General features: G+C 65.5%; 16 protein-coding genes. 1 reads left to right on the top strand and 15 read right to left on the bottom strand.

Going from position 1 to position 25302, the window contains the following annotated elements:
* Nucleotides 1-99: 99 nt before the first annotated feature.
* From rpsG to C1Y63_RS08690, 3 genes are all read right to left on the bottom strand, one after another.
* On the bottom strand, nucleotides 100-567 hold the full coding sequence (gene rpsG / locus C1Y63_RS08700) for a 30S ribosomal protein S7 (RefSeq protein WP_106016069.1): 468 nt from the start codon (nucleotides 565-567) through the stop codon (nucleotides 100-102).
* Nucleotides 568-570: 3 nt separating this feature from the next.
* On the bottom strand, nucleotides 571-942 hold the full coding sequence (gene rpsL, locus C1Y63_RS08695) for a 30S ribosomal protein S12 (RefSeq protein WP_075724657.1): 372 nt from the start codon (nucleotides 940-942) through the stop codon (nucleotides 571-573).
* Nucleotides 943-1259: 317 nt separating this feature from the next.
* On the bottom strand, nucleotides 1260-4502 hold the full coding sequence (locus C1Y63_RS08690; RefSeq protein WP_106016068.1) for a hypothetical protein: 3243 nt from the start codon (nucleotides 4500-4502) through the stop codon (nucleotides 1260-1262).
* 193 nt (nucleotides 4503-4695) lie between these two features.
* Between C1Y63_RS08690 and C1Y63_RS08685 the strand changes: the two genes are divergently transcribed.
* Nucleotides 4696-6270, top strand: a complete 1575-nt coding sequence (locus tag C1Y63_RS08685; RefSeq protein WP_106016067.1) for a hypothetical protein — start codon at nucleotides 4696-4698, stop codon at nucleotides 6268-6270.
* Nucleotides 6271-6372: 102 nt separating this feature from the next.
* On the opposite strand, the gene C1Y63_RS08680 is transcribed toward C1Y63_RS08685, so the two are convergent.
* The 12 genes from C1Y63_RS08680 to rplK all read right to left on the bottom strand — a co-directional run bounded on the left by C1Y63_RS08680 (nucleotide 6373) and on the right by rplK (nucleotide 24953).
* Nucleotides 6373-7089, bottom strand: coding sequence for a hypothetical protein (locus C1Y63_RS08680; RefSeq protein ID WP_146128910.1), 717 nt, complete (start codon nucleotides 7087-7089; stop codon nucleotides 6373-6375).
* Nucleotides 7090-7181: 92 nt separating this feature from the next.
* Nucleotides 7182-8537 (bottom strand): LGFP repeat-containing protein, encoded by a 1356-nt coding sequence (locus tag C1Y63_RS08675; protein ID WP_158256128.1) that lies wholly within the window; start codon nucleotides 8535-8537, stop codon nucleotides 7182-7184.
* A 323-nt stretch (nucleotides 8538-8860) separates the two neighbouring features.
* On the bottom strand, nucleotides 8861-12841 hold the full coding sequence (locus C1Y63_RS08670) for a DNA-directed RNA polymerase subunit beta' (protein WP_106016064.1): 3981 nt from the start codon (nucleotides 12839-12841) through the stop codon (nucleotides 8861-8863).
* Between the two features lie 60 nt (nucleotides 12842-12901).
* The gene (locus C1Y63_RS08665; protein ID WP_199189093.1) at nucleotides 12902-16402 is read right to left on the bottom strand and encodes a DNA-directed RNA polymerase subunit beta; all 3501 of its coding nucleotides are present in this window, start codon (nucleotides 16400-16402) and stop codon (nucleotides 12902-12904) included.
* 608 nt (nucleotides 16403-17010) lie between these two features.
* A complete protein-coding gene (locus C1Y63_RS08660) occupies nucleotides 17011-17991 on the bottom strand; it encodes a DUF3068 domain-containing protein (protein ID WP_106016062.1) in 981 nt (326 codons plus the stop codon).
* A 260-nt stretch (nucleotides 17992-18251) separates the two neighbouring features.
* Nucleotides 18252-20063, bottom strand: a complete 1812-nt coding sequence (locus tag C1Y63_RS08655) for a CHAP domain-containing protein (RefSeq protein ID WP_158256127.1) — start codon at nucleotides 20061-20063, stop codon at nucleotides 18252-18254.
* 276 nt (nucleotides 20064-20339) lie between these two features.
* Nucleotides 20340-20789 (bottom strand): hypothetical protein, encoded by a 450-nt coding sequence (locus C1Y63_RS08650; RefSeq protein WP_106016060.1) that lies wholly within the window; start codon nucleotides 20787-20789, stop codon nucleotides 20340-20342.
* A 205-nt stretch (nucleotides 20790-20994) separates the two neighbouring features.
* Entirely contained in the window at nucleotides 20995-21384 is a 390-nt protein-coding gene (gene rplL / locus C1Y63_RS08645) for a 50S ribosomal protein L7/L12 (RefSeq protein WP_106016059.1), read from the bottom strand.
* A 79-nt stretch (nucleotides 21385-21463) separates the two neighbouring features.
* Nucleotides 21464-21979: a 50S ribosomal protein L10 gene (rplJ, locus tag C1Y63_RS08640; RefSeq protein WP_106016058.1), complete on the bottom strand. Its 516-nt coding sequence runs from the start codon at nucleotides 21977-21979 to the stop codon at nucleotides 21464-21466.
* 410 nt (nucleotides 21980-22389) lie between these two features.
* Nucleotides 22390-23394, bottom strand: a complete 1005-nt coding sequence (locus tag C1Y63_RS08635; protein ID WP_106016057.1) for an LD-carboxypeptidase — start codon at nucleotides 23392-23394, stop codon at nucleotides 22390-22392.
* Nucleotides 23395-23731: 337 nt separating this feature from the next.
* Nucleotides 23732-24436 (bottom strand): 50S ribosomal protein L1, encoded by a 705-nt coding sequence (rplA, locus tag C1Y63_RS08630; RefSeq protein ID WP_106016056.1) that lies wholly within the window; start codon nucleotides 24434-24436, stop codon nucleotides 23732-23734.
* Between the two features lie 85 nt (nucleotides 24437-24521).
* A complete protein-coding gene (rplK, locus tag C1Y63_RS08625; RefSeq protein ID WP_075728239.1) occupies nucleotides 24522-24953 on the bottom strand; it encodes a 50S ribosomal protein L11 in 432 nt (143 codons plus the stop codon).
* Between the last annotated feature and the right edge of the window lie 349 nt (nucleotides 24954-25302).

Here is a 25302-nt window from a genome sequence, read left to right as displayed (position 1 = left end):
ATGTAAATGTACCCAACCCCAGGATTGTCAGGGCCGGATTTTTCGGGCTAGACACCGAACCCCGCCGGCGAAAACATCGAGGGCGGGGAAAGGTGCGTTTTACCAGCGGTAGTGAGCGAAGGCGCGGTTGGCCTCTGCCATCTTGTGGGTGTCCTCGCGACGCTTCACGGAAGCGCCGAGGCCGTTGGCGGCATCGAGGATCTCGTTCGCAAGACGCTCAGTCATGGTGTTCTCGCGACGCTGGCGGGTGAAGTTGACGAGCCAACGCAGAGCCAGGGTGTTGGCACGGCCGGGGCGAACCTCAACCGGCACCTGGTAGGTGGCGCCACCCACGCGGCGGGAACGAACCTCGAGGTCCGGCTTGATGTTGGCCAGAGCCTTGTCGAGGGTGCCGACCGGGTCGGTGCCGGTCTTCTCGCGGCACATTTCCAGGGCACCGTAGACGATGCGCTCGGCGGTGGACTTCTTGCCGTCCAGGAGGACCTTGTTGACCAGCTGGGTCACGACCTCGGAACCGTAGACCGGGTCCTTGACGACGGGGCGCTTCGGGGCTGCACCTTTACGCATGGTTTACTTCTCCTTCTTGGCGCCGTAGCGGGAGCGGGCCTGCTTGCGGTCCTTGACACCCTGGGTGTCGAGGGTGCCGCGGATGATCTTGTAGCGGACACCCGGGAGGTCCTTCACACGACCACCGCGCACGAGCACCATGGAGTGCTCCTGCAGGTTGTGACCCTCACCCGGAATGTATGCGGAGACCTCAATACCGGAGGTCAGGCGCACACGAGCAACCTTACGGAGAGCGGAGTTCGGCTTCTTCGGGGTGGTGGTGTACACACGGGTGCACACACCACGGCGCTGCGGGGAGCCCTTCAGGGCCGCAGTCTTGACCTTGGCGGTCTTATCGTGGCGGCCCTTACGGACCAGCTGCTGGATAGTAGGCATAAACCATCTTTCATAGGTGACCGGCCCAACAAAGACAGCTACCTGGGTACCAAAAGAGGCTGTGGTGCTGGAGCTTCGTCCATCGTGACTGCCGCACCACGGTGCGGGGCCACTAGATCGCGGGCGGGGCACAAGGCTCGCGCCGCGCGCCCGACCGGTCAGTACTTCTACGTGTTTACGTGTTGCATGCGCCGCACCGGGTGCGGGCACACTGATCCCAAAAGACAGGGACTTAAGCACACTACCGCAGGTCGCAGCGTTTACCTAATCCCCGCCGCCCGCCGATTCGCGGGCCGAATGACGGGAGTGGCCGGGACCTAGGCGTCCAGCGCGGCGAGCAGCTCCCGCGCGAGGGCCTCGGCACGGGTGGGCTTCTTCCTGCGGGGCAGGCCGGCGACCCAGCGCCGCAGGAGCGGCAGCGCGGTGGCGTCGGGCGGGACCGCGCCCGCGTTTTCCGGGGCACCCAGGGAGGGCGCTAGCTCCAGCAGGGCCTGCAGGAGCTCGTCCAGACCCCCCAACGGCATGAACCCCACCTGGTATTCCACCATGTCGGCCAGCACCGTCCAGCTGAACGCCAAGGCTTCGGCGTCGTAGGCGAGGTCCACCAGGATGCGGGCGGTGCGACCGGGGTGATGGTAGCGCCCCGAGTCCGTGGTCGGCAGGAGCCTTGGGGCGGGGAGGTGCTCCCGAAACATGCCGCGCTCGTACCAGGTGGTGAAGAGTTCCTCGGTGTAGTCGTCCAGCCGGTTGCGCCAGGCGCGCAGCCACACCAGTGCCGTGGTGGCGGCCTCTTCGTCGAAGGGGGTGGCGGCATACGCCCAGGCGCCCGGTGTTTCCGAGGTGCCGAAGTAGTGCATGGGAGCATCCCCTACCAGCCTTTTCGTCACCCGGCGCATCCACTGCGGATCGTTGCGCCGTGGGTTGTAGTGGATGGGTGTGGGAGAGGCGGCGATCTCTTCCGGGGTGGGGCGCGGTGGGGGCGCGGGGTGCACGTAGGTGCCGTTTTCCGCCTCCCGGCGCGCCGCGGCGGCGTTCGCTGCGTCGGCGGCGAGTGCCTCGGCGTCTGCCTGGCGGCGTGCACGGTGCCGCACGATCGGCATGTACAGGGCCACGCTCCCCGGGAGGGCGATGCACTCCTCGGGCGGGTAGGGCTCCGGCACCAGCTGTGCGAGCTGTTCCGCGGCTAGGGCCGCGTGCTTCGGATCGGCCTCCAGGCGGTCCAGGTGGCGGGCGATTGCACCGCGCAGCCCCGAGGGGTCCTTCGCCCAGTTTTCTTCCACCTGCTCGTGTGCGGGCCGCCACAGCACCACGGTGCGGCGATCAAGTTCTTCCGCCAGGTGCTCCGGGAGTTCGCGCGCGGGGAAGCACACGAGGTCCACCCTCTTCAGCGCTTTCTCCAGGTCGTAGACCTCCACCGGGCGGCCGGCGGCGGCATCGATCCTGGCGATGAGTTCCTCCACGCCGATAACAGCCGAGGAGTCCTGGGCCCAGGACAACAGGGGCGGCCCCTCGGCCAGCCACGACAACACGCGTTCTTCCAGCGGCATGACCCACCAGTAGCGTTGGGGCCACGCGTGCTTCCAACGGTCGTGGAAACCCACCCGGCCGGCGCCGGCCGGGTCGCGCTCGTAGAGCCACAGCCACGCCTGCAGGCTGCCGACCAGTGCGCCAGCGCCGCCGTCGGCGTAGTGGCGCTCGAGGGTCTTCTTGTGCTCCCGGGAGGGGGTGAATGGCCCCCGCAGCAGGCTCGCGAGGCGCTCCGGGTCGTGCGCGCCCAGGCGGCGCACGCCCTCGAGGAGGGCGTACACATCCGTCTGCGCACCCGGGTCCAGCATGGTGGGGCTGAGCCCGTCTAACTCGTAGGTGAAGGCGTTCTCGACGGCGTTGTAGAAGCTGTACGCCTCGCCGGTGATATCCCCTCCGTGGTTCCGCCACGCGCTCTTGATCGCCAGGGCGCGCTGCAAAGACTCCACGTCCACCCCGTACTCCATGCCGGGGGCCTCAACCCCGGCGTTCAGCTCCGCCTGCGGCTGCAGGCGCGGCAGGGTCGGCACCGGCGGCGCGAGCTGAGGCTGCGGACCCCACAGCGCCACCGGGGCAGGTTCCTCTTCCGGGGGTGCAAGTTCCGCGGGGTCCACGCCCCAGGCGGCGCACAACCGGCCCAGCGGCCCGGCGACCCGGCCGCCCGGGTCGGCCTCCGCCACCAGGCGCAGCGCCGCCACCGCTGTGGGACGCTCGGCCGGGGCGGGGCGGGCGTGAAGGTGCCCGATGATGGTCCGCAGCCCGATCTGGGTGGGCAGTGCCACCGCCGCGGCGACCACGGCGGCCAGCCGCACGTCCGCGGCACCCGGGGGTTCCTCCTCCCCCTGCGTGAGCAGCGCCGGCAGCAGTCGGTCGACGACTGGGCGGCTGCCGCCAGCGGCGAGGACCTCGATCATTTCGGTGGCGTGCGCCCGCACGTACTCCTCCCGCAGGCCGTAGCCCCCGCCCGTGGAGGCGCCGTGCGCGCCGAGGAAGTCCCACACCTCTAGCACGAGTGCCCGCTGCGGCGGGCTGGTGACCTGCTGCAGGCCCTGCAGCATCACGTCCTCAATGTCGCGCGGGGACACCTCCCCCTCGATCGCGAGGTCAATCACCCCGCTCAGCACGCTGCCGTCGAAAGGTTCGCTGGCGCTGCGGGACGCCATACCCGCCGCGCCGGCGAGGAACAGGTCCTTCCACATACTGCGCTCCAGGGGCGACCAACTGGCGTACCGGGGCCTGGGGTGGGCGATCATCCAGGCGGTCTGCGCCTGGTGGCGTTCGTGCCTGCCCAACTGCTCCCAAGACCGCTGTAGTTCAGGACCCGCGCCGAAGTTGCGGACAGGCCAGATGCCTTCGCCGGCGGCGCTGCCGAGTGTCACAAACCAGGAGTCGGCGCCCAACCAGTTGACGCACAGGCGTGCCGTCGGCTGGATCGTAAAGCCGTACTCGGCGGCCAGGCCGAACAGGAGGTTGCGGCCGCCCTGTCCCCAGACCAAGGCGCGGCGCTGCGCACAGTCAAACAGTGCCCGCGCCGCCCGCCGCCCCAGGTGGGCGAGCTCCGCATCGAAGTAGCCGGGGGTGTCCCTCAAGGCACCCCAGGTGAATCCCTCCAGCAGGAAGCACGGCGAGGCCCCATAGCGCAGCACCAGCAGCACCCGCACCGCCTGCAGGCGACGAATTTCATCCACCGGCAGCGCCCCCGGCGGGGGCGGTGTGCCGTCATAGGCCACCCGGTCGACCGGCACCGCATTCTGCAGCGTGGCGAAGCCCCGGCCGTCGATCCGCCGCAGCGCCGCCCGGAAGCCCTCCTGCCAGCCCGGTGGGAGGGACACCTCAGGCATGCGGACGCCCGTGGCATTGTCCTCCCACCACCCGAGGCCACCCAGCCGGTCCAAGTAGTCGTCCACCCCGGCCTGCACCGCCTGGGCCTCCGGGGGCAGCGCCGCATAAAAACTCGGCTCCTCGTAGCGGCGGTCGAAGGGCAGCTCCCCCGCCCCGGCCGCGGCGTGTTCCTCTGATGCGAAATCGGCAGACATACCCCATACCTAGCAGCAGCGCCCCGCCACCGCAGCGGATTCGGCCCACACTTTTGCCAAAGACTTATCCATTCGAGTGCGGCCCTGCGCGGGGCGCGCACGGCGCGGGCGGGCACTCGGCGCACCCGGGGTGGCCGCCGGATTGTGAGCGAAAACGCTGCGCGTAACCGGGCGGCGGTGCTTAGATGGGCGCATGACGACGGGGATCATTCACGGGCACAGCACCCTGCAGGAGGCTGGCGACGGCGGGCACCTGCGGCTGGCTGTCGCGCAGGCGCTCACCCCGGATGGGCCGGTGGCGGAGCCGCGGTTTTTCCGCGGCATCGCGCGGGAGCCGCACCTGGTGGCCGCCGCGCTGAGGGCGTTGGGGGCGTTGGCGGGGCGGCGCTACACCTCGGCGCGGGGCACCATCCACCACGCCGACCCCATCATCAGCGCCCAGGGCGACCGCCTGCGCATCGAGTCGTTTTCCCTATGCACCGGGGTGTACGCCCGCCTGGACGTTTTCGCCAGCGGCTTCAATCAGGGCCACATCGGGTTCGGCACTACCAACGTCGACATCGGTCCCGACACCCAGGCGGCGCTAGCGCAGGTCCGGCCCGGTGCACCGCTAGCCATCAGCGTCGGCGCGGACGCCCTCGACATCACCGCCGCCACCCCGCAAGGGGTGGCGCAGCTGAGCGAGAGGCAGGTTAGGCTGCCGCCGCTGTGGCTCAAGGCCCTGGGCAACACCAGCGAGATCGCAGGATTTCTCCAGCCCGCATTCGACGCGCCGCCTGCCGCGGTGCGGCGCTTCGTGGCCTCCCTGCCCAGCAGCAGCGGGCGCCGCGCCCGCGGCTACCTCAGCTACCGGCGGGGCGCACTCATCTTCGGCGCGCGGCAGGCGCCCGGCGCGGTGGAGGTCGTGCACCACCCCCGCCTGGAGATCCTGCGCCCCTTCGTCGCAGCACTAGGCGGCGATACCGCCCGCGCACCCCAGGCAGGGGCACCGGCGGCGGACACCGCGGCCGCGCGGCCGGGGGCGCAGGTGGGGGCGCAGGCACTGCCGGTGGGAAGCTTAAGGGTGTACGGCCCGGAGGCGGGCACCCGGCGCGGGGCCGCGGCGGCAGGGGTTGCTGCGGTAGAGCTCGCGCTGCCGCACGGGCGGCTGACGGTAATGCTCTCCCCGGGGGCGGAGAGAGGATTTTCCGGCGAAGGCTCTTTACTCACCCGACTGGCTCAGGCGGGCGGGGCCACGGATGCGGGTGATGTGGCCCGCGTGCACGAGCACCTGGCGTTCGACGCCCGCCTCGAGGTGCCTGCCCTCGCGGCGGCCACCGGCCTGAGCGAGGCGCGGGTACGGGCGGCACTGCTGGCGTTGCAGACCTCAGGGAAGGTCGGTTGGGATATGGCCGACAGCTGCTTCTTCCACCGGGAGCTCCCCTACGACGAGGGCAACGTGGCAGCCACCAACCCGCGCTTGAAGGCCGCGGAACAACTCCTCCGCGCCGGCGCGGTGCACCCAGCCACGCGCGGGGGCCACCAGACTGCGGTGCGCGAATTTGCGGTGCGCGGCGACCATGAAACGTACCGGGTGCTCATCCCCGACCCCACCGGGGATGCCCCCACCGACACCGCAGGGGAGACAGACGATCCGGTGGCAGACGAGGGTTTGTGGTGCAACTGCCAGTGGTTTCGCACGCACGGGCTAGGCCGTGGCACCTGCAAGCACATTCTGGCCGCCACCCTCTTCGCAGCAGACGAGGAGTCAAACGCAGAGGCGCCGTAGGCATTCATTTCCCCACACGGCAAGCCCCTACGGGCGGGATTCACACGTGCTCCAGGCGACACCGCGGATCAGAGCAGGCGGCAAGGCCGACCACGCCTCGCTTTACACGGGATCAGCGCTAAGCGCCGTATCCATACCGCCGACTCGAGCACCAACAGCGATCGTGGTTGTTTCGTAGGGCGCTTCATTCGGGGTGGGTTCGAAGCCAGGCAACACAGATTCCAGCTTCGGCGCATCCATCCGAAGGTAATTGAGGCTCACAACCCACACCTTTGGCCGGTCGCTACTGAACGTAATGTCGAAGGCCCCTGGAAAGTCTTCCGACGGCCCGATTGTGCAGTTCACGCCTTCTGGCTGAGGCTGCCACATTGCGAACATCCGAACACTGACGGGGTACGGCTCATCTTTAGCGTTATCGCACAACAAGAACTCGGCCTCGGCATCTTCGAGCCCATCTTCCCCGTAGATTGCATAGTCGGAAGCGATTGTGTGGGTGGGTCCAGAAACCGTAACACGCGCTGCACTCACGCCTTGCGTCGTCTTCAAGACCTCGGTTTCTGCGTCAGTCTGCTGTGCCTCCTCCAGCACGAGGCTATCCAGGTAATGCAGATTAAGTTCGCGCCCCAAGACGTCTGCGACTACTTCGGTACCTTCCGGAGCTGTGCCCTCCACCGCGAGGATCTGCAGCGGTGGAAGCGCTTCCCTGGCCTTGACCTTCCACCCAGTACGGTCGTCGAAGGACTCACCCTGATCGGCCCCCTCCCCCAGGCTCTCCAAAGGGCTTTCCAGCTCGGCACCCTGCCCATCATGCCCGACCATAGGGACCTCCTCCGTTATAGTTCCATCTCGGCCGCCGCAGCCGGCGACGACGAGCGTGGCTGACATAAGCAGCCCGGCGATCGCGCGACGTATCACTGAACGGCCCCTTCATACTTGCTGACATCCGGCGCGCAGTACACATTCTTCTGCCCCGTGACAACGACCGGCTTAAGAACAAAGGCAGGCTGCCCGTTAATTATGGCACTGCTACCCCAGAAAGCACGATACTCAGCCCTTTCGCCCGGGGTGCACGTCGACACCAAGACGGCTTTATTTGGCTTGGCGCTAGTGGCCCCAACTTTCCGGGTTGGCAAATTAGTCTTACCAATATTTTCTAAATCAGACCAGCGCAAAAACCCTATCTTTTTTCGCAAAATGGCGTCGAGCATAACTTCCGAATTCGGGAAGGGATCACAGAAGTTCCTACCCTGAGCATGGATCTCATGGCGCCCAGCCTTCAGTGCACGGGACGATTGGTGCGGCGCACCAAAGGTACCGCCACAGTCAATACTGCCGGGATCAAGCTCGCTGCGGTAGCCACCACCAAACGGTACGGTGATCTCCCTGCCCAGCTGATCCTCGGGCACCTCAAGTGTCGGGTCGTAAATTAACGGCGCCAACCAGTTGTCCAGGCCCGAGAGCTCGCCCCGCTCGAATTTTTGATTCAGGATGAACAAGCCGCGATCTTCTGGATCCTCTATGGGATATCCATAAGAACTCGTTTCATATCCTTGAGACGACCAGACATCGAGAATCTTGCCAAAGATGGGGTGCGCATCGGTTCGTGGCGTCCAATACACCATCCCACCCTGGAACCTGTTGAAGCGCCCAATTCCGTCAGGCACCCCCAACTCGTCGGACACCGGGAAGCCGAGTTTGCCTTGGTCTGCCCCATACTCGTTATATTTATCAAGAATGCGGCCGCGGACCACATGGACACCCGTGAGGTTGCCATACATGGTGCCGTTAGCGAACAACTGCTTCACACCGGGATTCGGCCCAACGACGAACGCGTCCGCGACGGGATACCCCAAAGGCCCGGCCTCGTAACCTGATCGACCCCATGCTTCCATCGCCTCCGGCAGGACGATGGCCGTGCCAACATGCGGATGCCAGTAAATGCTAGCGCGTTCAAAATGGACGCGCATACCAACGCCGTCGGGATTCACGATCATCCCCGAGGTCGGCAAACCGAACCATTTGATCAACCCGACGCTGTCGTATTTGGCCAGGATCGCACCACAAAGTTCGTGGGGGGTGGGTGCGATAACCCTACAGCCCTGAGCAGACCGCGATGCTGTTGCCGCCAACATACGGGTCGCCTCAGTGTCCGGGAGAACCTCGCTATCGTAGGGAAGTTCGGTCCACGGGGAACCATGGACCACGGTGTTTAGCGTGTTGCCCTCGTATACTTTCTCTGCGGCAACAGTGTCCACTGCTGTAGCCACAGGGTTCAAGGCGAGATACGGCGCACACACGCCGAGAGCGCTCAACATCGCAACTATCAGCCTCTTCATACCGCCGAGCGTACAAGAAATTGCGCCGCTGCCGGGGTGACGGTCCGTGACGCCTTGTGTACACGGTGCCGCCGGGCGGGGCATACAGGCCGGCGCCGGCCGTGCCGAGCCGGTCCACACGCACGCAAAAACCTCGGCCACCTCCCTGGTGCGGGAGATGGCCGAGGTTTCGGGTTAGCGGTTGACAAGCCGCGCGGCGGCGGGGCTAGCCGGCTGCCGCACAGCCTGCTAGCGCCCGCGCTGGCGCTTGCGCTTTAGCTGTAGTCGTCCAGTGCCACGGCCGGGCCGGTGTAGGTGTCGTCCTGGTAGATGGAGTCCACGTACGTCGGGATGGAGATCGCGGCGGAACGCGCAGCCTCGGTCGGCTTGACCTGGATGTTCCGGTAACGGGAGATACCGGTACCGGCCGGGATGAGCTTACCGATGATGACGTTCTCCTTCAGGCCGATGAGCTTGTCGGAGCGCTTGTTGATCGCCGCGTCGGTGAGCACGCGGGTGGTCTCCTGGAAGGAGGCCGCCGACAGCCACGACTCGGTCGCCAGCGACGCCTTGGTGATACCCATGATCTCGTTGCGGAGCTCGGCGGGCTGGCCGCCGTTCTGCACGGCTTCGCGGTTGGCGATCTTCGCCTCCGCGAGGTCCACCAGGGTGCCGGGGAGGAACTCGGTGGTGCCGGACTCGATCACGGTGCCGCGGCGCAGCATCTGACGGATGATGATCTCGATGTGCTTGTCGTGGATCGCCACACCCTGGGCGCGGTACACGGCCTGCACCTCGTCGATGAGGTGCTGCTCCACACCACGGCGGCCGAGGATGTCGAGCACGTCGTGGGGGTCGGCCGGGCCGCGCAGGAGACGCTCGCCGACGGTGACGTGGTCGCCGTCCTGCAGCTCGCGCTCGATGGTGGCGTTCGGGTTCGACTCCATCGGTGCCTTGATGTAGGCCAGGCCCTGGCGCTTGGACAGCTTCTCGTACACCACGTCATCGCCACCGTCGTCGGGGGTGATGGTCAGGGTGTAGAAGTTGCCCTCGTCCTCCAGGTGGATGGTGCCGTCGACGGAAGCAATCGGCGCCTTGTTCTTCGGCACGCGGGCCTCGAACAGTTCCTGGACACGCGGCAGACCGCCGGTGATGTCGCCACCGACACCACCCTGGTGGAAGGTACGCATCGTCAGCTGGGTACCGGGCTCACCAATGGACTGGGCGGCGACGATGCCGACGGCTTCGCCGATGTCGACGAGCTTGCCGGAGGCCATGGAGCGGCCGTAGCACTTCGCGCACACACCGGTCGGGGTCTGGCAGGTGAGCACCGAGCGCAGCTTCGCGGTCTCCACACCGTGCTCCACGAGAAGGTCGATGTCGAGCTCGCCGAGCTCAGTACCGGCCGGCAGCACAACCTCGCCGTCCGCGCCGATGGCGTCCTTGGCGAGCACGCGGCCCGCCACGGAGGTCTCGACGAGGGAGTCGCGGACCCACTTGCCCGGCTCGGTGGCGACAGCCACGCGGCAGTCGATGCCCTGGCGGGTGCCACAGTCCTCTTCGCGGACGATGACGTCCTGGGCGACGTCGACGAGACGACGCGTCAGGTAGCCGGAGTCCGCGGTACGCAGTGCGGTATCCGCCAGGCCCTTACGGGAACCGTGGGAGTTGTTGAAGTACTCGAGCACCGTCAGGCCCTCACGGAAGGAGGTCTTGATCGGGCGGGTGATGTACTCACCCTTCGAGTTCACGACCATGCCCTTCATGCCGGCCAGGGTCCAGATCTGACGCATGTTACCGGCCGCACCCGACTTCACGATCATCGGAATCGGGTTGTCGTCCGGGTACAGGTCCTCCACGGCCTTACCGACGGTGTCGGTGGCGTCCTTCCACAGCTCCACGAGGCGGTCGTAGCGCTCACGCGGGGTCAGTGCGCCCTGCTGCCAGTACTTCCGCTCAATCTCGCGCGCCTCGGCCTCGTAGCGGTCGAGGATCTCTTCCTTGTTCGGAAGCACGAGCACGTCGGACATGGTGATGGTCACGCCGGAGCGGGTTGCCCAGTAGAAACCGGCGTCCTTCATCTTGTCCATCGTCTGCGCGACGGTGATCATCGGGTAGCGGGCCGCCAGGTCGTTAATGACGTCGCCGAGCATGATCTTGTCGGTGCCGCCGCCCTTACGAACCATGACACCCTCCAGGTAGGGGTAGTTCCACGGCAGCAGCTCGTTGAACTTCACCCGGCCCAGGGTGGTGTGCGCCAGCCACACGTCGCCCTGCTTCCAGCCGTCGGGGAAGAATTCCTTCTCCACGTCAGCCGGGGGACGCAGGTGCGAGATGCGGACCTTGATCGGTGCCTGCAGGCCGAGCACGCCCCGGTCGTAGGCCATGATGGCCTCGGCGACAGAGGAGTACACGCCGGTGGCGGGGTGCTCGTCGGTGGCGGGCTGGTAGGCGCCCTGGCCGCCGAACTCGTCCAGCTTCTTCTCAAGGGTGAGGAAGTACAGGCCGGTCACCATGTCCAGACGCGGCATCGCCAGCGGCTTACCGGACGCCGGGGACAGGATGTTGTTCGACGCGAGCATGAGGATGCGCGCCTCGGCCTGCGCTTCGGCGGACAGCGGCAGGTGGACTGCCATCTGGTCACCGTCGAAGTCGGCGTTGAACGCCTCACAGGCCAGCGGGTGCAGCTGGATGGCCTTACCCTCGACGAGCACCGGCTCGAAGGCCTGGATGCCCAGGCGGTGCAGGGTGGGGGCACGGTTGAGCATCACCGGGTGCTGGGCGATGGCCTCTTCGAGGACGTCCCACACCTCGGAGCGCTGACGCTCCACCATGCGCTTGGCGCTCTTGATGTTCTGCGCGTAGCCGCGCTCCACGAGACGCTTCATGACGAAGGGCTTGAACAGCTCCAGCGCCATGAGCTTCGGCAGGCCGCACTCGTGCAGGCGCAGCTGCGGGCCGACGATAATCACGGAACGGCCCGAGTAGTCGACACGCTTACCGAGCAGGTTCTGGCGGAAACGACCCTGCTTACCCTTGAGCAGGTCCGACAGGGACTTCAGCGGGCGGTTGCCCGGGCCCGTGACGGGGCGGCCACGACGGCCGTTGTCGAACAGGGCGTCCACCGACTCCTGCAGCATGCGCTTCTCGTTGTTCACGATGATCTCGGGGGCGCCGAGGTCGATCATGCGCTTGAGGCGGTTGTTGCGGTTGATGACGCGACGGTACAGGTCGTTCAAGTCGGAGGTCGCGAAGCGGCCACCGTCGAGCTGCACCATGGGGCGCAGCTCCGGGGGAATGACCGGGATGCAGTCGAGCACCATGCCGGCCGGATCGTTACCGGAACGCTGGAATGCGGCCACCACCTTGAGGCGCTTGAGGGCACGCATCTTCTTCTGGCCCTTGCCCTCGTTGATGATGGTGCGCAGCTCTTCCGCCTCGGCATCCAGGTCGAAGCCACGGATGAGCTTCTGGATGGCCTCGGCGCCCATGCCGCCGGTGAAGTAGTCCTCGTAGCGGTCGACGAGCTCGGTGTAGAGCGACTCGTCGACGATCATCTGCTTCGGGGCCAGCTTGACGAAGGTGTCCCAGATTTCATCCAGGCGGGCGATTTCGCGCTCGGCGCGCTCGCGGATGTGGGTCATTTCCTTGTCGGCGGCGTTCTGCACCTTGCGGCGCGCGTCAGCCTTCGCACCGGCGGCCTCGAGCTCGGCGAGGTCCTCCTCCAGCTTCTTCGCCCGCTCGGCGATATCGCTGTCGGCCTCGGCCTCCACGTCCTTCTTCTCCATGAGCATCTCAGCCTCGAGGGTGCTCAGGTCCGCGTGGCGGGCCTGCTCATCGACGCTGGTGATGATGTTCGCGGCGAAGTAGATGATGCGCTCCAGGTCCTTCGGCGCAAGATCCAGCAGGTAGCCCAGGCGAGAGGGCACGCCCTTGAAGTACCAGATGTGGGTGACCGGGGCGGCGAGCTCAATGTGGCCCATCCGCTCACGGCGCACCTTCGACTTGGTAACTTCCACGCCACACCGCTCACAGATGATGCCCTTGTAGCGGACGCGCTTGTACTTGCCGCAGGCGCACTCCCAGTCGCGGGTCGGACCAAAGATCCGCTCGCAGAACAGGCCGTCCTTCTCCGGCTTCAGGGTGCGGTAGTTAATGGTCTCCGGCTTCTTGACCTCGCCCTTGGACCAGCGACGGATGTCGTCGGCCGTGGCGAGCCCAATGCGGAGCTCGTCAAAGTAGTTGACGTCGAGCACTGCTTAAACAGCCCTTTCCTTCAAAAATGTGAATGTGTTGTATTCGGCTGCGTCTATGACTTACGCAGTGTCGGCGTCCGAACGCTCGTCGCGGCTCAGGTTGATGCCAAGGGAGGCACCGGCCTGGTCGAACTCGTCGTCGTCGCTGGAGCCCAGTTCCATCGGGGTGCCGTCGGCGGAGAGGACCTCCACGTTGAGGCACAGGGACTGCAGCTCCTTCAGCAGCACCTTGAAGGACTCCGGGATACCCGGGTCCGGGATGTTCTCGCCCTTGACGATGGCCTCGTAGACCTTCACGCGGCCCACCACGTCATCGGACTTGATGGTGAGCAGCTCCTGCAGGGTGTAGGCGGCGCCGTAGGCCTGCATGGCCCACACCTCCATCTCACCGAAGCGCTGGCCACCGAACTGGGCCTTACCGCCCAGCGGCTGCTGGGTGATCATGGAGTAGGGGCCGGTGGAGCGGGCGTGGATCTTCTCGTCGACCAGGTGGTGCAGCTTCAGCAGGTACATGTAGCCGACAGACACCGGGTAGGGGAAGGGCTCGCCGGAGCGGCCGTCCATGAGCTGGGCCTTGCCGTTGGCGTCGACGAGGACCTCGCCGTCGCGGTTCGGGTTGGAGTTCGCCAGCAGGCCGGCGAGCTCCTCGTTGGAGGCACCGTCGAACACCGGGGTGGCGGTGAGGGAACCTGCGGGCACCTCGTAGAGGTCCTCCGGCAGGGTCTCCAGCAGCTTGGCGTTGTCCGGGTTGGTGGTATCCACCGTCCAACCGGCGGCAGCCAGCCAGCCCAGGTGCACTTCCAGCACCTGGCCGATGTTCATACGACGCGGCACACCGTGGGTGTTGAGGATAACGTCGACGGGGGTGCCGTCCGGGAGGAACGGCATGTCCTCGGCGGGCAGGATCTTGCCGACGACACCCTTGTTGCCGTGGCGGCCGGCGAGCTTGTCGCCGTCCTGGATCTTGCGCTTCTGGGCCACGTAGACGCGGATCATCTCGTTGACGCCGGGGGCGAGATCGTCGTCGTCCTCGCGGGAGAAACGACGCACGGAGATCACCTTGCCGGTTTCACCGTGGGGCACCTTCATGGAGGTGTCGCGCACCTCGCGGGCCTTCTCACCGAAGATGGCGCGCAGCAGGCGCTCCTCCGGGGTGAGCTCAGTCTCGCCCTTCGGGGTGACCTTACCGACGAGGATGTCGCCGTCGCGGACGTCGGCGCCGATGCGGACGATGCCGCGCTCGTCGAGGTCCTTGAGCACGTCCTCGCTCACGTTCGGGATCTCACGGGTGATTTCCTCGGCACCGAGCTTGGTGTCGCGGGCATCGATCTCGTGCTCCTCGATGTGAATGGAGGTGAGGATGTCCTCCTCCACGAGGCGCTGGTTGAGGATGATCGCGTCCTCGTAGTTGTGGCCTTCCCACGGCATGAACGCCACGAGCAGGTTGCGGCCCAGCGCCATCTCACCGTTGTCGGTGCCGGGGCCATCGGCGATGACCTGGCCGGCCTCGACCCGCTGGCCGATCTCCACCAGGGGCTTCTGGTTGTAGCAGGTGCCCTGGTTGGTGCGCTGGAACTTGCGCAGCATGTAGGTCTCGCGGGTGCCATCGTCCGCCATGACGGTGATGTAGTCGGCGGAGACGTTCTCCACCACACCAGCCTTGGAGGCGATCACGAGGTCGCCGGCATCGTAGGCGGCGCGCAGCTCCATGCCGGTACCCACCAGCGGAGCCTCGGAACGCACCAGCGGCACGGCCTGACGCTGCATGTTCGCACCCATGAGGGCACGGTTGGCGTCGTCGTGCTCGAGGAACGGAATCATGGCGGTCGCCACCGACACCATCTGGCGCGGGGAGACATCCATGTACTCGATGTCCTGCGGGCCGACAACCTCAATGTTGCCGCCCTTGACGCGCACGACCACGCGCTCCTCGGTGATGTTGCCGTCCTTGTCGTGCGGCGTGTTCGCCTGCGCGACGACGAAACGGTCCTCCTCATCAGCGGTCAGGTAATCCACCTGGTCGGTGATGCGGCCGTTTTCCACCTTGCGGTAGGGGGTCTCGATGAAGCCGAAGGGGTTGACGCGGGCGTAGGACGACAGCGAACCAATCAGACCAATGTTCGGACCCTCAGGAGTCTCAATCGGGCACATACGGCCGTAGTGGGACGGGTGCACGTCGCGCACCTCAATGCCGGCGCGCTCACGCGACAGACCACCCGGGCCCAGCGCGGAGAGACGACGCTTGTGCGTCAAGCCCGACAGGGAGTTGTTCTGGTCCATGAACTGCGACAGCTGCGAGGTACCGAAGAATTCGCGGATCGCCGCAGACACCGGGCGCACGTTAATCAGGGAGGTCGGAGTGATGGACTCCGCGTCCTGGGTGGTCATGCGCTCGCGGACGACGCGCTCCATGCGGGACAGGCCCACACGCACCTGGTTCTGGATGAGCTCACCGACGGTGCGCAGACGACGGTTACCGAAGTGGTCGATGTCGTCGGTCTCCACCGGAATCTCAATGCCGGCAGGCGAAATCATCGTCTGCTCGCCGGCGTGGAGGCGCACCAGGTACTCGATGGTGGTGGCGATGTCTTCCTCGGTGAGGGTCATCAGGCCCTCGTGGTCGCCACCCAGGCCCAGCTTGCGGTTGACCTTGTAGCGGCCCACCTTCGCCAGGTCGTAGCGCTTCGCCCGGAAGAAAGAGTTCTCCAGCAGGCTGAGCGCCAGGTCGCGGGTCGGCTGCTCGCCCGGACGCTGCTTGCGGTAAATCTCCAGCAGCGCTTCGTCGGTGTTGGACACACCGTCGTTTTCCAGGGTCGACATCATGAGCTCAGAGAAGCCGAAACGCTCCTGAATCTGCTCCGTCGTCCAGCCCAGGGCCTTCAGCAGGACCGTCACCGGCTGGCGACGCTTGCGGTCAATGCGCACACCGACGGTGTCGCGCTTGTCCACGTCGAACTCCAGCCACGCACCACGGGAGGGGATGACCTTCACGGAGTGCAGCGGGCGCTCCGTGGACTTGTCGATCGTCTCGTCGAAGTAGACGCCCGGGGAACGGACCAGCTGGGAGACCACGACACGCTCGGTGCCGTTGATGATGAAGGTGCCCTTGTCCGTCATCATCGGGAAGTCACCAATGAAGACCGTCTGGGACTTAATCTCCTTGGTCTCATTGTTGATGAACTCCGCCGTCACATACAGCGGCGCGGAGTAGTTGATGTCCTTGTCTTTGCACTCATCAATGGTGTTCTTCACCTCTTCGAAACGAGGCTCAGACAGCGACAGGGACATGTTGCCCGAGTAGTCCTGGATCGGGGACAGCTCAGCGAGGATGTCCTCCAGACCACTGGTCACGGGGCCGGTGGAACCGGTGTCCTCCTGCAGGCGGGCACGCCACTCGGGCGTGCCAACCAGCCATGCAAAAGAGTCGAGCTGCAGGTCAAGAAGACCCGGCACCTCGATCGGTTCGGTAATTTTCGCGAACGAATAACGTTCAGGAGCCCCGGGGATATCGGACTGGGACTTCGGTAGGCGGGAGACTGCCAAGATGCGTCCTTCCAGCACCTCACGCGGTCGATGATCCACCATATGATCACCGGGTCCGCTAAGTTTTTTCTGCTTTGCGTGTTCGGCTGACGTAAAACGTGCTCCCCTGAATTGCCCTCGCCACACACCACACGGCAACGACTGCGTCCGCAGCCCCCTCAACTGTCACCCCCACCCCGGGGCTTGAATAACGCGGACGCCGCCAGCGGCGCCGCACCCCCACATGCAGCGCCGTCCCCACGGTTGAGGGGAACAACGATGCGGCCCGGCGGACCGGGCGTGTATGGTGAATCGGGCATGGGCGACACACACTGCCCGGCGTCGACCCCTCTTCTCACACCGGGGGCGTGAGGAGAAAGACGCGTCAAGCGGGTGTTCATCGCGTGGACCCGAAGGTGGCAGCAGAAGAAACGTATGGTGTGCACCGGGGTCAAGAGATTCCAGCGCAACGTTTAAAACTACACGTCTTCCCCTGCCGTGTCCAGTCTTTTTTGGCGTGGCGCGCCCCACTCATGCTATGCACTGTGCTAAGCCCGCGAAGATCTCGACACAACAGCCAGGTCACAGCACCTTTTGCGACCACGGGGCCCACAGCCGGGCCCCTGCGCGCACACGCGCCCCGGTCGCTAGGGGCGAACAGCCCGCGGGCGCCGCACCCCCACAAACACGGTCACCGCGCCGACGACGAGGAGCAGCCCGCCGAGCCACTGCAGCACCGTCGCCACGAGGGCCCGGGCGTGGATATTCGGGAACATCTCCACCAGCTGCCACATCTCCTCGCGGGTGGACTCCGGGAACTCCCCCTGGAAGGCCAGCACCGTCTGCTTGGAGCCGTCCGGGAACTCCATCCAGCGGTGGCTCCGCACCTTCTCGTTGATGATGATGCCGGTGGCGGGCTCCACGAAGATTTCCCGCTGCGCCTGGTAGTGCTCCACCGGCAGGCCCTGCGCATCCGCTTCGGCGGCAGGATCCCCCGCCGCGTTGAGCGCCACCTCCGGGCGCGGCCCCAGGCCACTCGTCGGTTCATCCGACTCGGGCTCCACAATGATGGTGTCCGGCACCGTCTGCTGGAACCGCAGCACCGTGCGCCCGTCCAGGGTGTCCTCCCCCACCGGCTTCGCCAACACCGCCTTGCGGGTCACCTCGTCAAAGACGCCATACTCCTGCGCGTGGGTATCGGCGGGGAACTTCAACCACACCCCACCCATGCCTTCCTGGCGGGGCGGGGTGGCCAGCACCGTCGACCACGTTGCCGAGCCCAGGGCCTCCCCACTGGCGCGATCCATGCGGTACGACACCACCTGCGCATCCACCAGGCGCTCCCCATCGGGCACGCCAGGTGTATCCCGCATGACGGTCCGCCCCACCCGCACCAACACGTCATCCGCGCCGCTGGGCTGCAGATCCACGTGCAGCTGCTGGGTCACCGGCACGACCTCTTGGCCCACCCGGGCCTGCGGGTCCGTGACCCGCACCGTCCACCCAGAGATACTGCGCGGCAAAGCGTCAGAGGCCGGGAACCAGATCGGTAACACGAGCCCCACGCTCAGCACGATGGCACCCAGGCCAACCAGCGCGATGGACAACAGGCGGGAACGAGGCAGCATGCCCTCAATCGTAAACCACCCGCCCCACGCAGAAACCCCCACCGGCAAAGCACCGGTGGGGGCGTCCACAGCCAGCCGCAGCCGGCCACCACCCCACGCCCGGGGTGGGAAGAAGAGAAACCCTAGAGAAACTTCAGCGTCACAGACGTCAGAGCGTCAGAGACGACAAAACACAGTGAGAAGAGAAACGAAGAGAGAAAGAGAAGAAGAGAAAGGACACACGGCACACGACTGCGCGCCGTGCCCCAGCCTGGGTGGCGCTAGATCCGCGGCATGCCGGGCAGGTGCTGCATCGCAGCGAAACCGCCGCCCACAATCACGGCCAGGACCACCAAGATCCAGGCGAGACCATCGGAGGAACCGGAGTTCTCCCCACCGGGATCAGGCGCCGGGGCCGGCTGCTTGGTCGGCTGCGCCGGGCGCGAGGTCGTCGGCTTCTTTGATGGCTTCGCGGGCTTGGCCGGTTTCGTGGGCTTGGAGGGCTTGGTCGGTTTCGCAGTCGGCGTCGCCGGGCGTGCCGGGGTGCTGCCACCCGCACTACCCAGGATCACCGTGGCGCACCCCACCTTCGTGCCGAGCCGCTGGGCAGTGTTGCTGGCGTAGACGCACACCTCGTGCTCGCCGGTGAGGGTGCTCTCAGCGGAACTGCTGAAATCCACCGCACCGCCGGGGCCCACGCCTGCGGGAGGCGTCACCCCGTAGAGGTTCTCCGTACCGCCATCAACCTGCATCGTGAGATACACCGGCGCGGTGGTGTCCTCCACGTTGTACGCCCGGCCGTCGATCGTGATCGTCTTGCCCTTGGCGCTAACGCTGAGGTCCTCCACGGCAGGGTCGCCCTTCATGATGCTGACCGTGCGGCAGCCCAGGGCGTGGTTCTGGCCGGGGCCGGTATTGATCGCGTGCAAGCACACCCGCTGCTCCCCGCGCTTCGCGGTCGTCAGCGTGTCAAGGAACATGTCCCGCACACCGGCGGGAGTGACCTTGTCGGCCCGGATCGTGTGCTTCTCTGCGGCGGGATCATTCCATTCGCCACCAATGAAGACATCCACCGGGGTGGGAGTGTTGCGATCGTCATCGTCATGCGCCCAGCCCCACACCTTCACGGTGCCGGGCTCAACCGATTCCACCGAGTTGAAACCGCCCGTGGCGTTCGCGCCACCAATATGGACCGTCTTGCAGCCCATCTGCAGGTTCTGCCCCGGGCCCCGGTTCCGCGCGTGGAGGCACACCTTCTGATCGCCGATGCGGGAGGTGCGGATCGTCTCGTCGAAGCCAGCAGTCCACTTCCCCGGGTAGGGGCGGAAAGCCTTGATGATGTGCGGGCCTTCGCGGCCTGCCTCCTGCCAGTCGCCACCGATGAACACCTCGACCTCGAGGTCATCGTTCGGGGTATCCGAATCGTAGGTCCACCCCTTGACCTGAATCTTGCCGTCGCCCACGTGGGCCGCGGAATCGAAGTTGCCCTTCGGATCGTGGTTCTTCGGCTGCGGGGCCGGACCAGACGGGTTCGTGAAGTGGTTTTGCGGAGCGTGCAAGATCATCCGCACGGACGTGTACGCGCCCTTGTAGTCAGAATTGTTGTACTGGTAGCGGTGCCACCCCGTGGCGCTTGCATTTTGCTCAACGGCCCAGATCGTATTGCCCTCGACTCGGTCGACCACGGCGACGTGCCCGTAGCCGCCATTGCCAGGGCCTTTGTTCTCGATAATCAGATCGCCGGGAACGGGCACATACCCACTCCCGGGAAGCTTCCGCTCCAAGCCGGGGGAACCTTCAGGAATCGTTGCTGCGCCGCCGTCAGCAGCGTACACAGCCGGCCAGCCGAATTTCTTGTACAGACGCTGCTGAGGCAGTTCGACACACTGGACGTCGAGGTCGGTGAAGTTGTAGCCGCCAGGGACACAGTTGTCGCGAACGTCGACACCTTGGCCTTGAAGCCATTGATTGCCGGGGATCAAAATTCCGCAGCGGTGCCCCGCCTGCGCGACAGGGGCCACCCCGGGGGCGAAAACTTGCCCAAGGGCAAGCGCGAGCGTCGCGAGCACCGCGACGAGGGAAACACGTCTCATGACGAATCCTTTATGGATTGTAAAAGCGACAGATGGACGTGGTCTTTTTCCGCTCCTCATCCTAAGGGGAGAAAAGAAGGTCAGCCCAACTGCAGCACCCTGTTCACCCTGCCGGGCGAACCCACCGGGCAAAGGAATTCCCCGCTGCATGGCGCCCTATCCCCCGGGCGCGGGACCCCCGAGGATCATAGTGGCCGCCATGCCTCGCGCTTGTTCGCCCCGCGCCCCCGCTGACAGTGCCACCTTCATGGCAGCACCGTACAGCTCACGCCCCGCCTACGAGTGTGCGTTGGGCGGCGGGGTGGTGCGGCCCCAGAACTCGTGGCCCCACATCGAGCCATTCCACGCAAACATGCGGTACAACAGCACCACGTCCGCCCGCGGACACATCGTGCCAAACGGGGGCTCATTCTCGTCCGCCCGCGCGGCCGTCATGATCGTCGTCAACCACAGAGCGAAGGACGCAATCAACGGCACGAAGGCGAACCACCCGATACTCATCGCGATCCCCAGACCCGCGGCAGTCACACTGAAGGCCAGCAGCCCGAGCAAGCCGAAACCCTTCCCCCGATTCCCGAGGAAAATCTCGTGCCCGCCGGCGATCCCCGACCACACGGCGAGCTGATAGTAGCGGGCCTTGGTGCGCAACAACCCCTCGGCGGGAACAGTGCTGCTGTTGGGCGGGAAGAAATCGTGGTCCCCGCTGGATGGCGTATAGCCGAACATGGGCGTCTCCTCATCGTTTGCAGGATAAGCCCGCGCACCCCAGATAACAGAGTCTTGTGACCGAATGGCGGTGATGATGGTGGGGTGGCGGGCTGGCGCTCGTGCCGCCACGCTAACACACAACCCCGCACGCCATCCCCCGGGAATGGGAAAACCCCCAGCTCCCGAGTGGGAGTGGGGGTGATTTCCGGCGAAGTCGAAAGACTTACTTGAGGGTGACCTTTGCGCCAGCTTCCTCGAGCTTGGTCTTGGCAGCCTCAGCGTCCTCCTTGGAAGCGCCCTCGAGGATAGCCTTGGGTGCGCCCTCGACGAGCTCCTTGGCTTCCTTCAGGCCCAGGCCGGAGACGATCTCGCGGACAGCCTTGATGACGCCGATCTTCTTAGCGCCGGCATCCTCGAGGATGACGTCGAAGTCGGACTTCTCCTCAGCGGCAGCCTCGCCAGCGCCAGCGCCAGCGCCAGCAGCGGCAACGGCGACCGGAGCAGCAGCGGTGACCTCGAAGGTCTCCTCGAAGAGCTTGACGAACTCGGAGAGCTCGATGAGGGTCATTTCCTTGAAAGCTTCGATGAGCTCATCGTTGGTGAACTTAGCCATGATGGCAGTCCTTTCGTTTGTGTGTGGCCTGCGTCAGCAGACCGCGAAGTGAAATGGGGGTGAAATCGCGGAGTGCGATTTACGCTTCCTTCTTCTCCTGCAGTGCAGCGCCGAGGCGTGCAACCTGAGAAGCGGGAGCGTTGAACAGGCCAGCAGCCTTTGCCAAGTTGCCCTTCATGGCACCAGCCAGCTTCGCGAGAGTGGTCTCGCGGTTGTCCAGCTCGGCGATGGCATCAACCTGAGCGGCGCTCAGGGCGTTGCCGTCCATGTAGCCACCCTTGACCACGAATGCCTTGTTCTCCTTGCCGAACTTCTTCAGCGCCTTCGCAGCGTCGACAGCTTCGCCCTGGATGAAGGCAACAGCGGTCGGGCCGGTCAGGAGATCATCAAGACCTTCAACGCCGGCTTCAGCCAAAGCCAGCTTGATCATGGTGTTCTTGGCGACGGAGTACTGGACATCAGCGCCAAGCGCGCGACGCAGCTCAGTGGTCTGAGCAACGGTGAGGCCGCGGTACTCGGTCAGCACGATGGAGTTGGACTCATCGAAGCGCTTCTTGAGCTCTGCGACTGCAGCGGTGTTCTTAGCGTTTGCCATTACTTCGCCTCCTTCCTCAATGTACGATTAAACGTTTCCGCCGGGGCCTTCGCGCAAAGCAAAAGCCCCGTGCAAGAGCACAGGGCGCGAATATCCTCATTGAGGAGATAAGCTTCCAAGTCCTCCTGCGTGGGCCGATCCATGGTGGTGGATTCCTTCGAGCGCACCTTGAGTGCGCTGACCGACGGTCTTCGGTGAAACTTTTCAAGCTGCGGGCTCGTGGGCCCGCTTTTTTCAAGTTCCTGCGAAACCCTACAGCAGCTTTACCGTGCGCACAAGTCGAACCCGTGCCCTGCGGGCAGGATCACGTCGCGAGCCGCCGGGCGCCGAGCGCGCTCGACGCGCGGGAAGCCGGCCCTGAGGGGGTAGATGAATGATCCCAGTGCGGCACGGGGCCACATGTGCTGGTGCTACCGGGCGCGCGTGTGGACTGTCCCGAAGTGGCAGGTGATGCTGCCGGCGCGGGGGTCGATCGACATGGCACCACCGTATGGCACGACCTGCTGGGGCAGGGTGTGACCGAAGGGCACCCCATAGACGCGCGGCACTTCCGGGCACGCGGCGTGCAGGGCGCTTTCAACGGCTTCATTGAATTCCTCGACGTCGACGGTCTTCCCCTCAAGGTTTGCTCCCGGCGGCAGCGCCACCACGACGCCGGCCACATGACTCAGGTACCCGCGCTCACCGAGGGCCCGGAGGAGCCGCCGGTGCCGCCATGGTTCGGTGCACTCCTCTGATGCCTCTAGCAACAGGATATGGCCGTCGATGTGTGCGGGTAGTCGTCCGGCGACGGCAATGTCGGCAATCACCTCGAGGCACCCACCCCACGTGGCAGCTGTCACGGCGTCCTGCCCGCCTCGGAACTGCCAATCGGGTGCAAGCAGGTGGGCAGGGTCCTGGGTGAGCGCCTCCGGGGTTTCCCAGTTCACGCCAAAGTCCGCGTACCAACCGGGACGCTGCATCTGGTAGTCCGAACCTGCGAGTGCCGCCTGTAGAGACGCCAAGTGCAGCGGGTCAATACCCGACCCCGGTGCGAGGTGCACCTGAGTCGAACCCCCGTACACACTGGGGATCCCCCGCCGAAACAGCTCGTTGTGGAGGTGCGTATTGTCCGAATACCCGAAGAACAGAGGCCGCCGGTCGGCGATCTGCTCCCACTGGGACGCAGTCATCTGTGTGATCACCAGGATCTGATCCGTGCCTCCGATGCTTGCCAAGACTGCATCGATGCTCGGATCCGACAGCGCCGCCGTGACGTCGCGGGCGCGGTCGGCAGGGCTGGCGCCCACCTCACGGGTCGTGGGGTATTCCACGGGCTCCCACCCCAGTCCCCGCATGCGCCGCAGCGCTTGTTCATGTAATTCGGTGAACGCCCCAGGCGCCGCAAAGCTTGGGGAAATGATCGCGATACGCATGCCATCCACCCTAGCCACGCCCGGTATGACCGTGCGGCCCACATGTGTGCGCGTGTGTGCACGTGCCCGCGGGACAGCCACGCATTCTTTGTGGCGCTCCTCCCCTGCTCCCCTTCACACCCCATCCCCTTGTTTCTCTCCTTCCCCTCTTCCCCCTTTGCGGTCTTTCCCTCCCCTGGGCGCGAACGCAACCCAGCGCCCACGTGCCTCGTCGTCATGCTCACGGATAGGTCGTTCAGTTCTGCGCGGTGGAACCATCAACTGAATCCGCCCCGGCCCCGAGCATGCGAAAACCCCCAGCGCACTGGGTGCGTGGGGGTCATCAGCGGGTGAAGACTTAGCCAGCGAAGTTCTTCAGCACGGACGGGTCAACGGGGACGCCCGGGCCGGAGGTGGAGGCCATGGTGATCTTCTTCAGGTATGCGCCCTTCGCGGAGGAGGGCTTGAGACGCATGAGCTCATCGATGAGAGCGCCGTAGTTCTCGGCGAGCTGCTCAGCGGTGAAGGAGGCCTTGCCGAGGATGGCGTGCAGGTTGGAGGCCTTGTCGACGCGGAAGGAGATCTTGCCGCCCTTGATGTCGGCGACAGCCTTCGCCACGTCGGTGGTGACGGTGCCGGTCTTCGGGTTCGGCATGAGGCCACGGGGGCCCAAGACGCGGGCCACGCGACCAACCTTGGCCATCTGGTCCGGGGTAGCGATCGCAGCGTCGAAATCGGTCCAGCCGCCCTGGATCTTCTCGATCAGGTCCTCGGAGCCAACCATGTCGGCGCCAGCAGCCTCGGCCTCGGTGGCCTTCTCGCCGGCGGCGAAGACGATGACGCGGACGGTCTTACCGGTGCCGTTCGGCAGGGAGACGGTGCCGCGGACCAGCTGGTCAGCCTTGCGGGGGTCAACGCCGAGGCGGACCGCAACGTCAACGGTGGCGTCGAAGTTCTTGGAGCTGGTCTCCTTGACCAGCTTCGCAGCCTCGAGCGGGGTGTACAGGCGGCCGGCGTCGATCTTCTCGGCGGCGGCGCGGTAGGCCTTAGAGTGCTTGCTCATGAAAATGTCCTCACGGATGTGTCAGCGGTGTGGGATTGTGGTGGATGCGGGCCGGAGCTGGCCCTACCACGGGAAAGGGCTGGGGTTAGCCCTCGACCTCGATGCCCATGGAGCGGGCGGTGCCGGCGATGATCTTGGCAGCAGCCTCGATGTCGTTGGCGTTGAGGTCTTCCTTCTTGGTCTCGGCGATCTCCTTGACCTGAGCCATGGTGACCTTGCCGACCTTCTGGGTGTGGGGAACGCCGGAGCCCTTCTGCAGACCAGCGGCCTTCAGCAGCAGCTTCGCTGCCGGCGGGGTCTTCAGCTTGAAGTCGAAGGAGCGATCTTCATAGACGGTGATCTCAACCGGGACCACGTTGCCGCGCTGGTTCTCAGTCGCAGCGTTGTAGGCCTTGCAGAACTCCATGATGTTGACGCCGTGGGCGCCCAGGGCCGGGCCGACCGGCGGAGCCGGGTTTGCCTGACCAGCCTGGATCTGGAGCTTGATGAGGCCAGAGACCTTCTTCTTCGGAGGCATCGAATTACCTACTTCCTCGTTGTCGGTGACGGAAAGGCTCGATGTGGGCCTTGCACCGCCACCTGCCGGATGCCCGCCTGCGCGAGCCACCGGGGATAAACATATGGGCGCGCACCGCGTTTGCTTCGCAGCGCACAAGCGACCAGGCTATCACGCACGCACCTGCCGAATCCAATCGCATGCAGCCACAACACCGCGCCCGCCCCGGCCCCGAAGACGCGAAACGGGGTTAAACGACAGAAAGTGTGTCTGGAACCCCCGATTTTCACAGCATGACCAGCACGAACAACCCTGACATGCCCACCCAACATTCGAACACCACCCAAAACACCTAACCTCCACCACTCCA

The organism is Corynebacterium sp. 13CS0277 (genome assembly GCF_002994655.1).
Classification (GTDB): domain Bacteria; phylum Actinomycetota; class Actinomycetes; order Mycobacteriales; family Mycobacteriaceae; genus Corynebacterium.
The sequence above is the reverse complement of the archived record's forward strand: the minus strand, read 5'-3'. Positions and strand labels throughout refer to the sequence as shown.

Excerpts from the sequence above, each read along its gene's own strand:
- rpsG (WP_106016069.1), bottom strand. The coding sequence starts at position 567 with ATGCGTAAAGGTGCAGCCCCGAAGCGCCCCGTCGTCAAGGACCCGGTC.
- rpsL (WP_075724657.1), bottom strand. The coding sequence starts at position 942 with ATGCCTACTATCCAGCAGCTGGTCCGTAAGGGCCGCCACGATAAGACC.
- C1Y63_RS08690 (WP_106016068.1), bottom strand. The coding sequence starts at position 4,502 with ATGTCTGCCGATTTCGCATCAGAGGAACACGCCGCGGCCGGGGCGGGG.
- C1Y63_RS08685 (WP_106016067.1), top strand. The coding sequence starts at position 4,696 with ATGACGACGGGGATCATTCACGGGCACAGCACCCTGCAGGAGGCTGGC.
- C1Y63_RS08680 (WP_146128910.1), bottom strand. The coding sequence starts at position 7,089 with ATGGTCGGGCATGATGGGCAGGGTGCCGAGCTGGAAAGCCCTTTGGAG.
- C1Y63_RS08660 (WP_106016062.1), bottom strand. The coding sequence starts at position 17,991 with ATGCTGCCTCGTTCCCGCCTGTTGTCCATCGCGCTGGTTGGCCTGGGT.
- C1Y63_RS08655 (WP_158256127.1), bottom strand. The coding sequence starts at position 20,063 with ATGAGACGTGTTTCCCTCGTCGCGGTGCTCGCGACGCTCGCGCTTGCC.
- C1Y63_RS08650 (WP_106016060.1), bottom strand. The coding sequence starts at position 20,789 with ATGTTCGGCTATACGCCATCCAGCGGGGACCACGATTTCTTCCCGCCC.
- rplL (WP_106016059.1), bottom strand. The coding sequence starts at position 21,384 with ATGGCTAAGTTCACCAACGATGAGCTCATCGAAGCTTTCAAGGAAATG.
- rplJ (WP_106016058.1), bottom strand. The coding sequence starts at position 21,979 with ATGGCAAACGCTAAGAACACCGCTGCAGTCGCAGAGCTCAAGAAGCGC.
- C1Y63_RS08635 (WP_106016057.1), bottom strand. The coding sequence starts at position 23,394 with ATGCGTATCGCGATCATTTCCCCAAGCTTTGCGGCGCCTGGGGCGTTC.
- rplA (WP_106016056.1), bottom strand. The coding sequence starts at position 24,436 with ATGAGCAAGCACTCTAAGGCCTACCGCGCCGCCGCCGAGAAGATCGAC.
- rplK (WP_075728239.1), bottom strand. The coding sequence starts at position 24,953 with ATGCCTCCGAAGAAGAAGGTCTCTGGCCTCATCAAGCTCCAGATCCAG.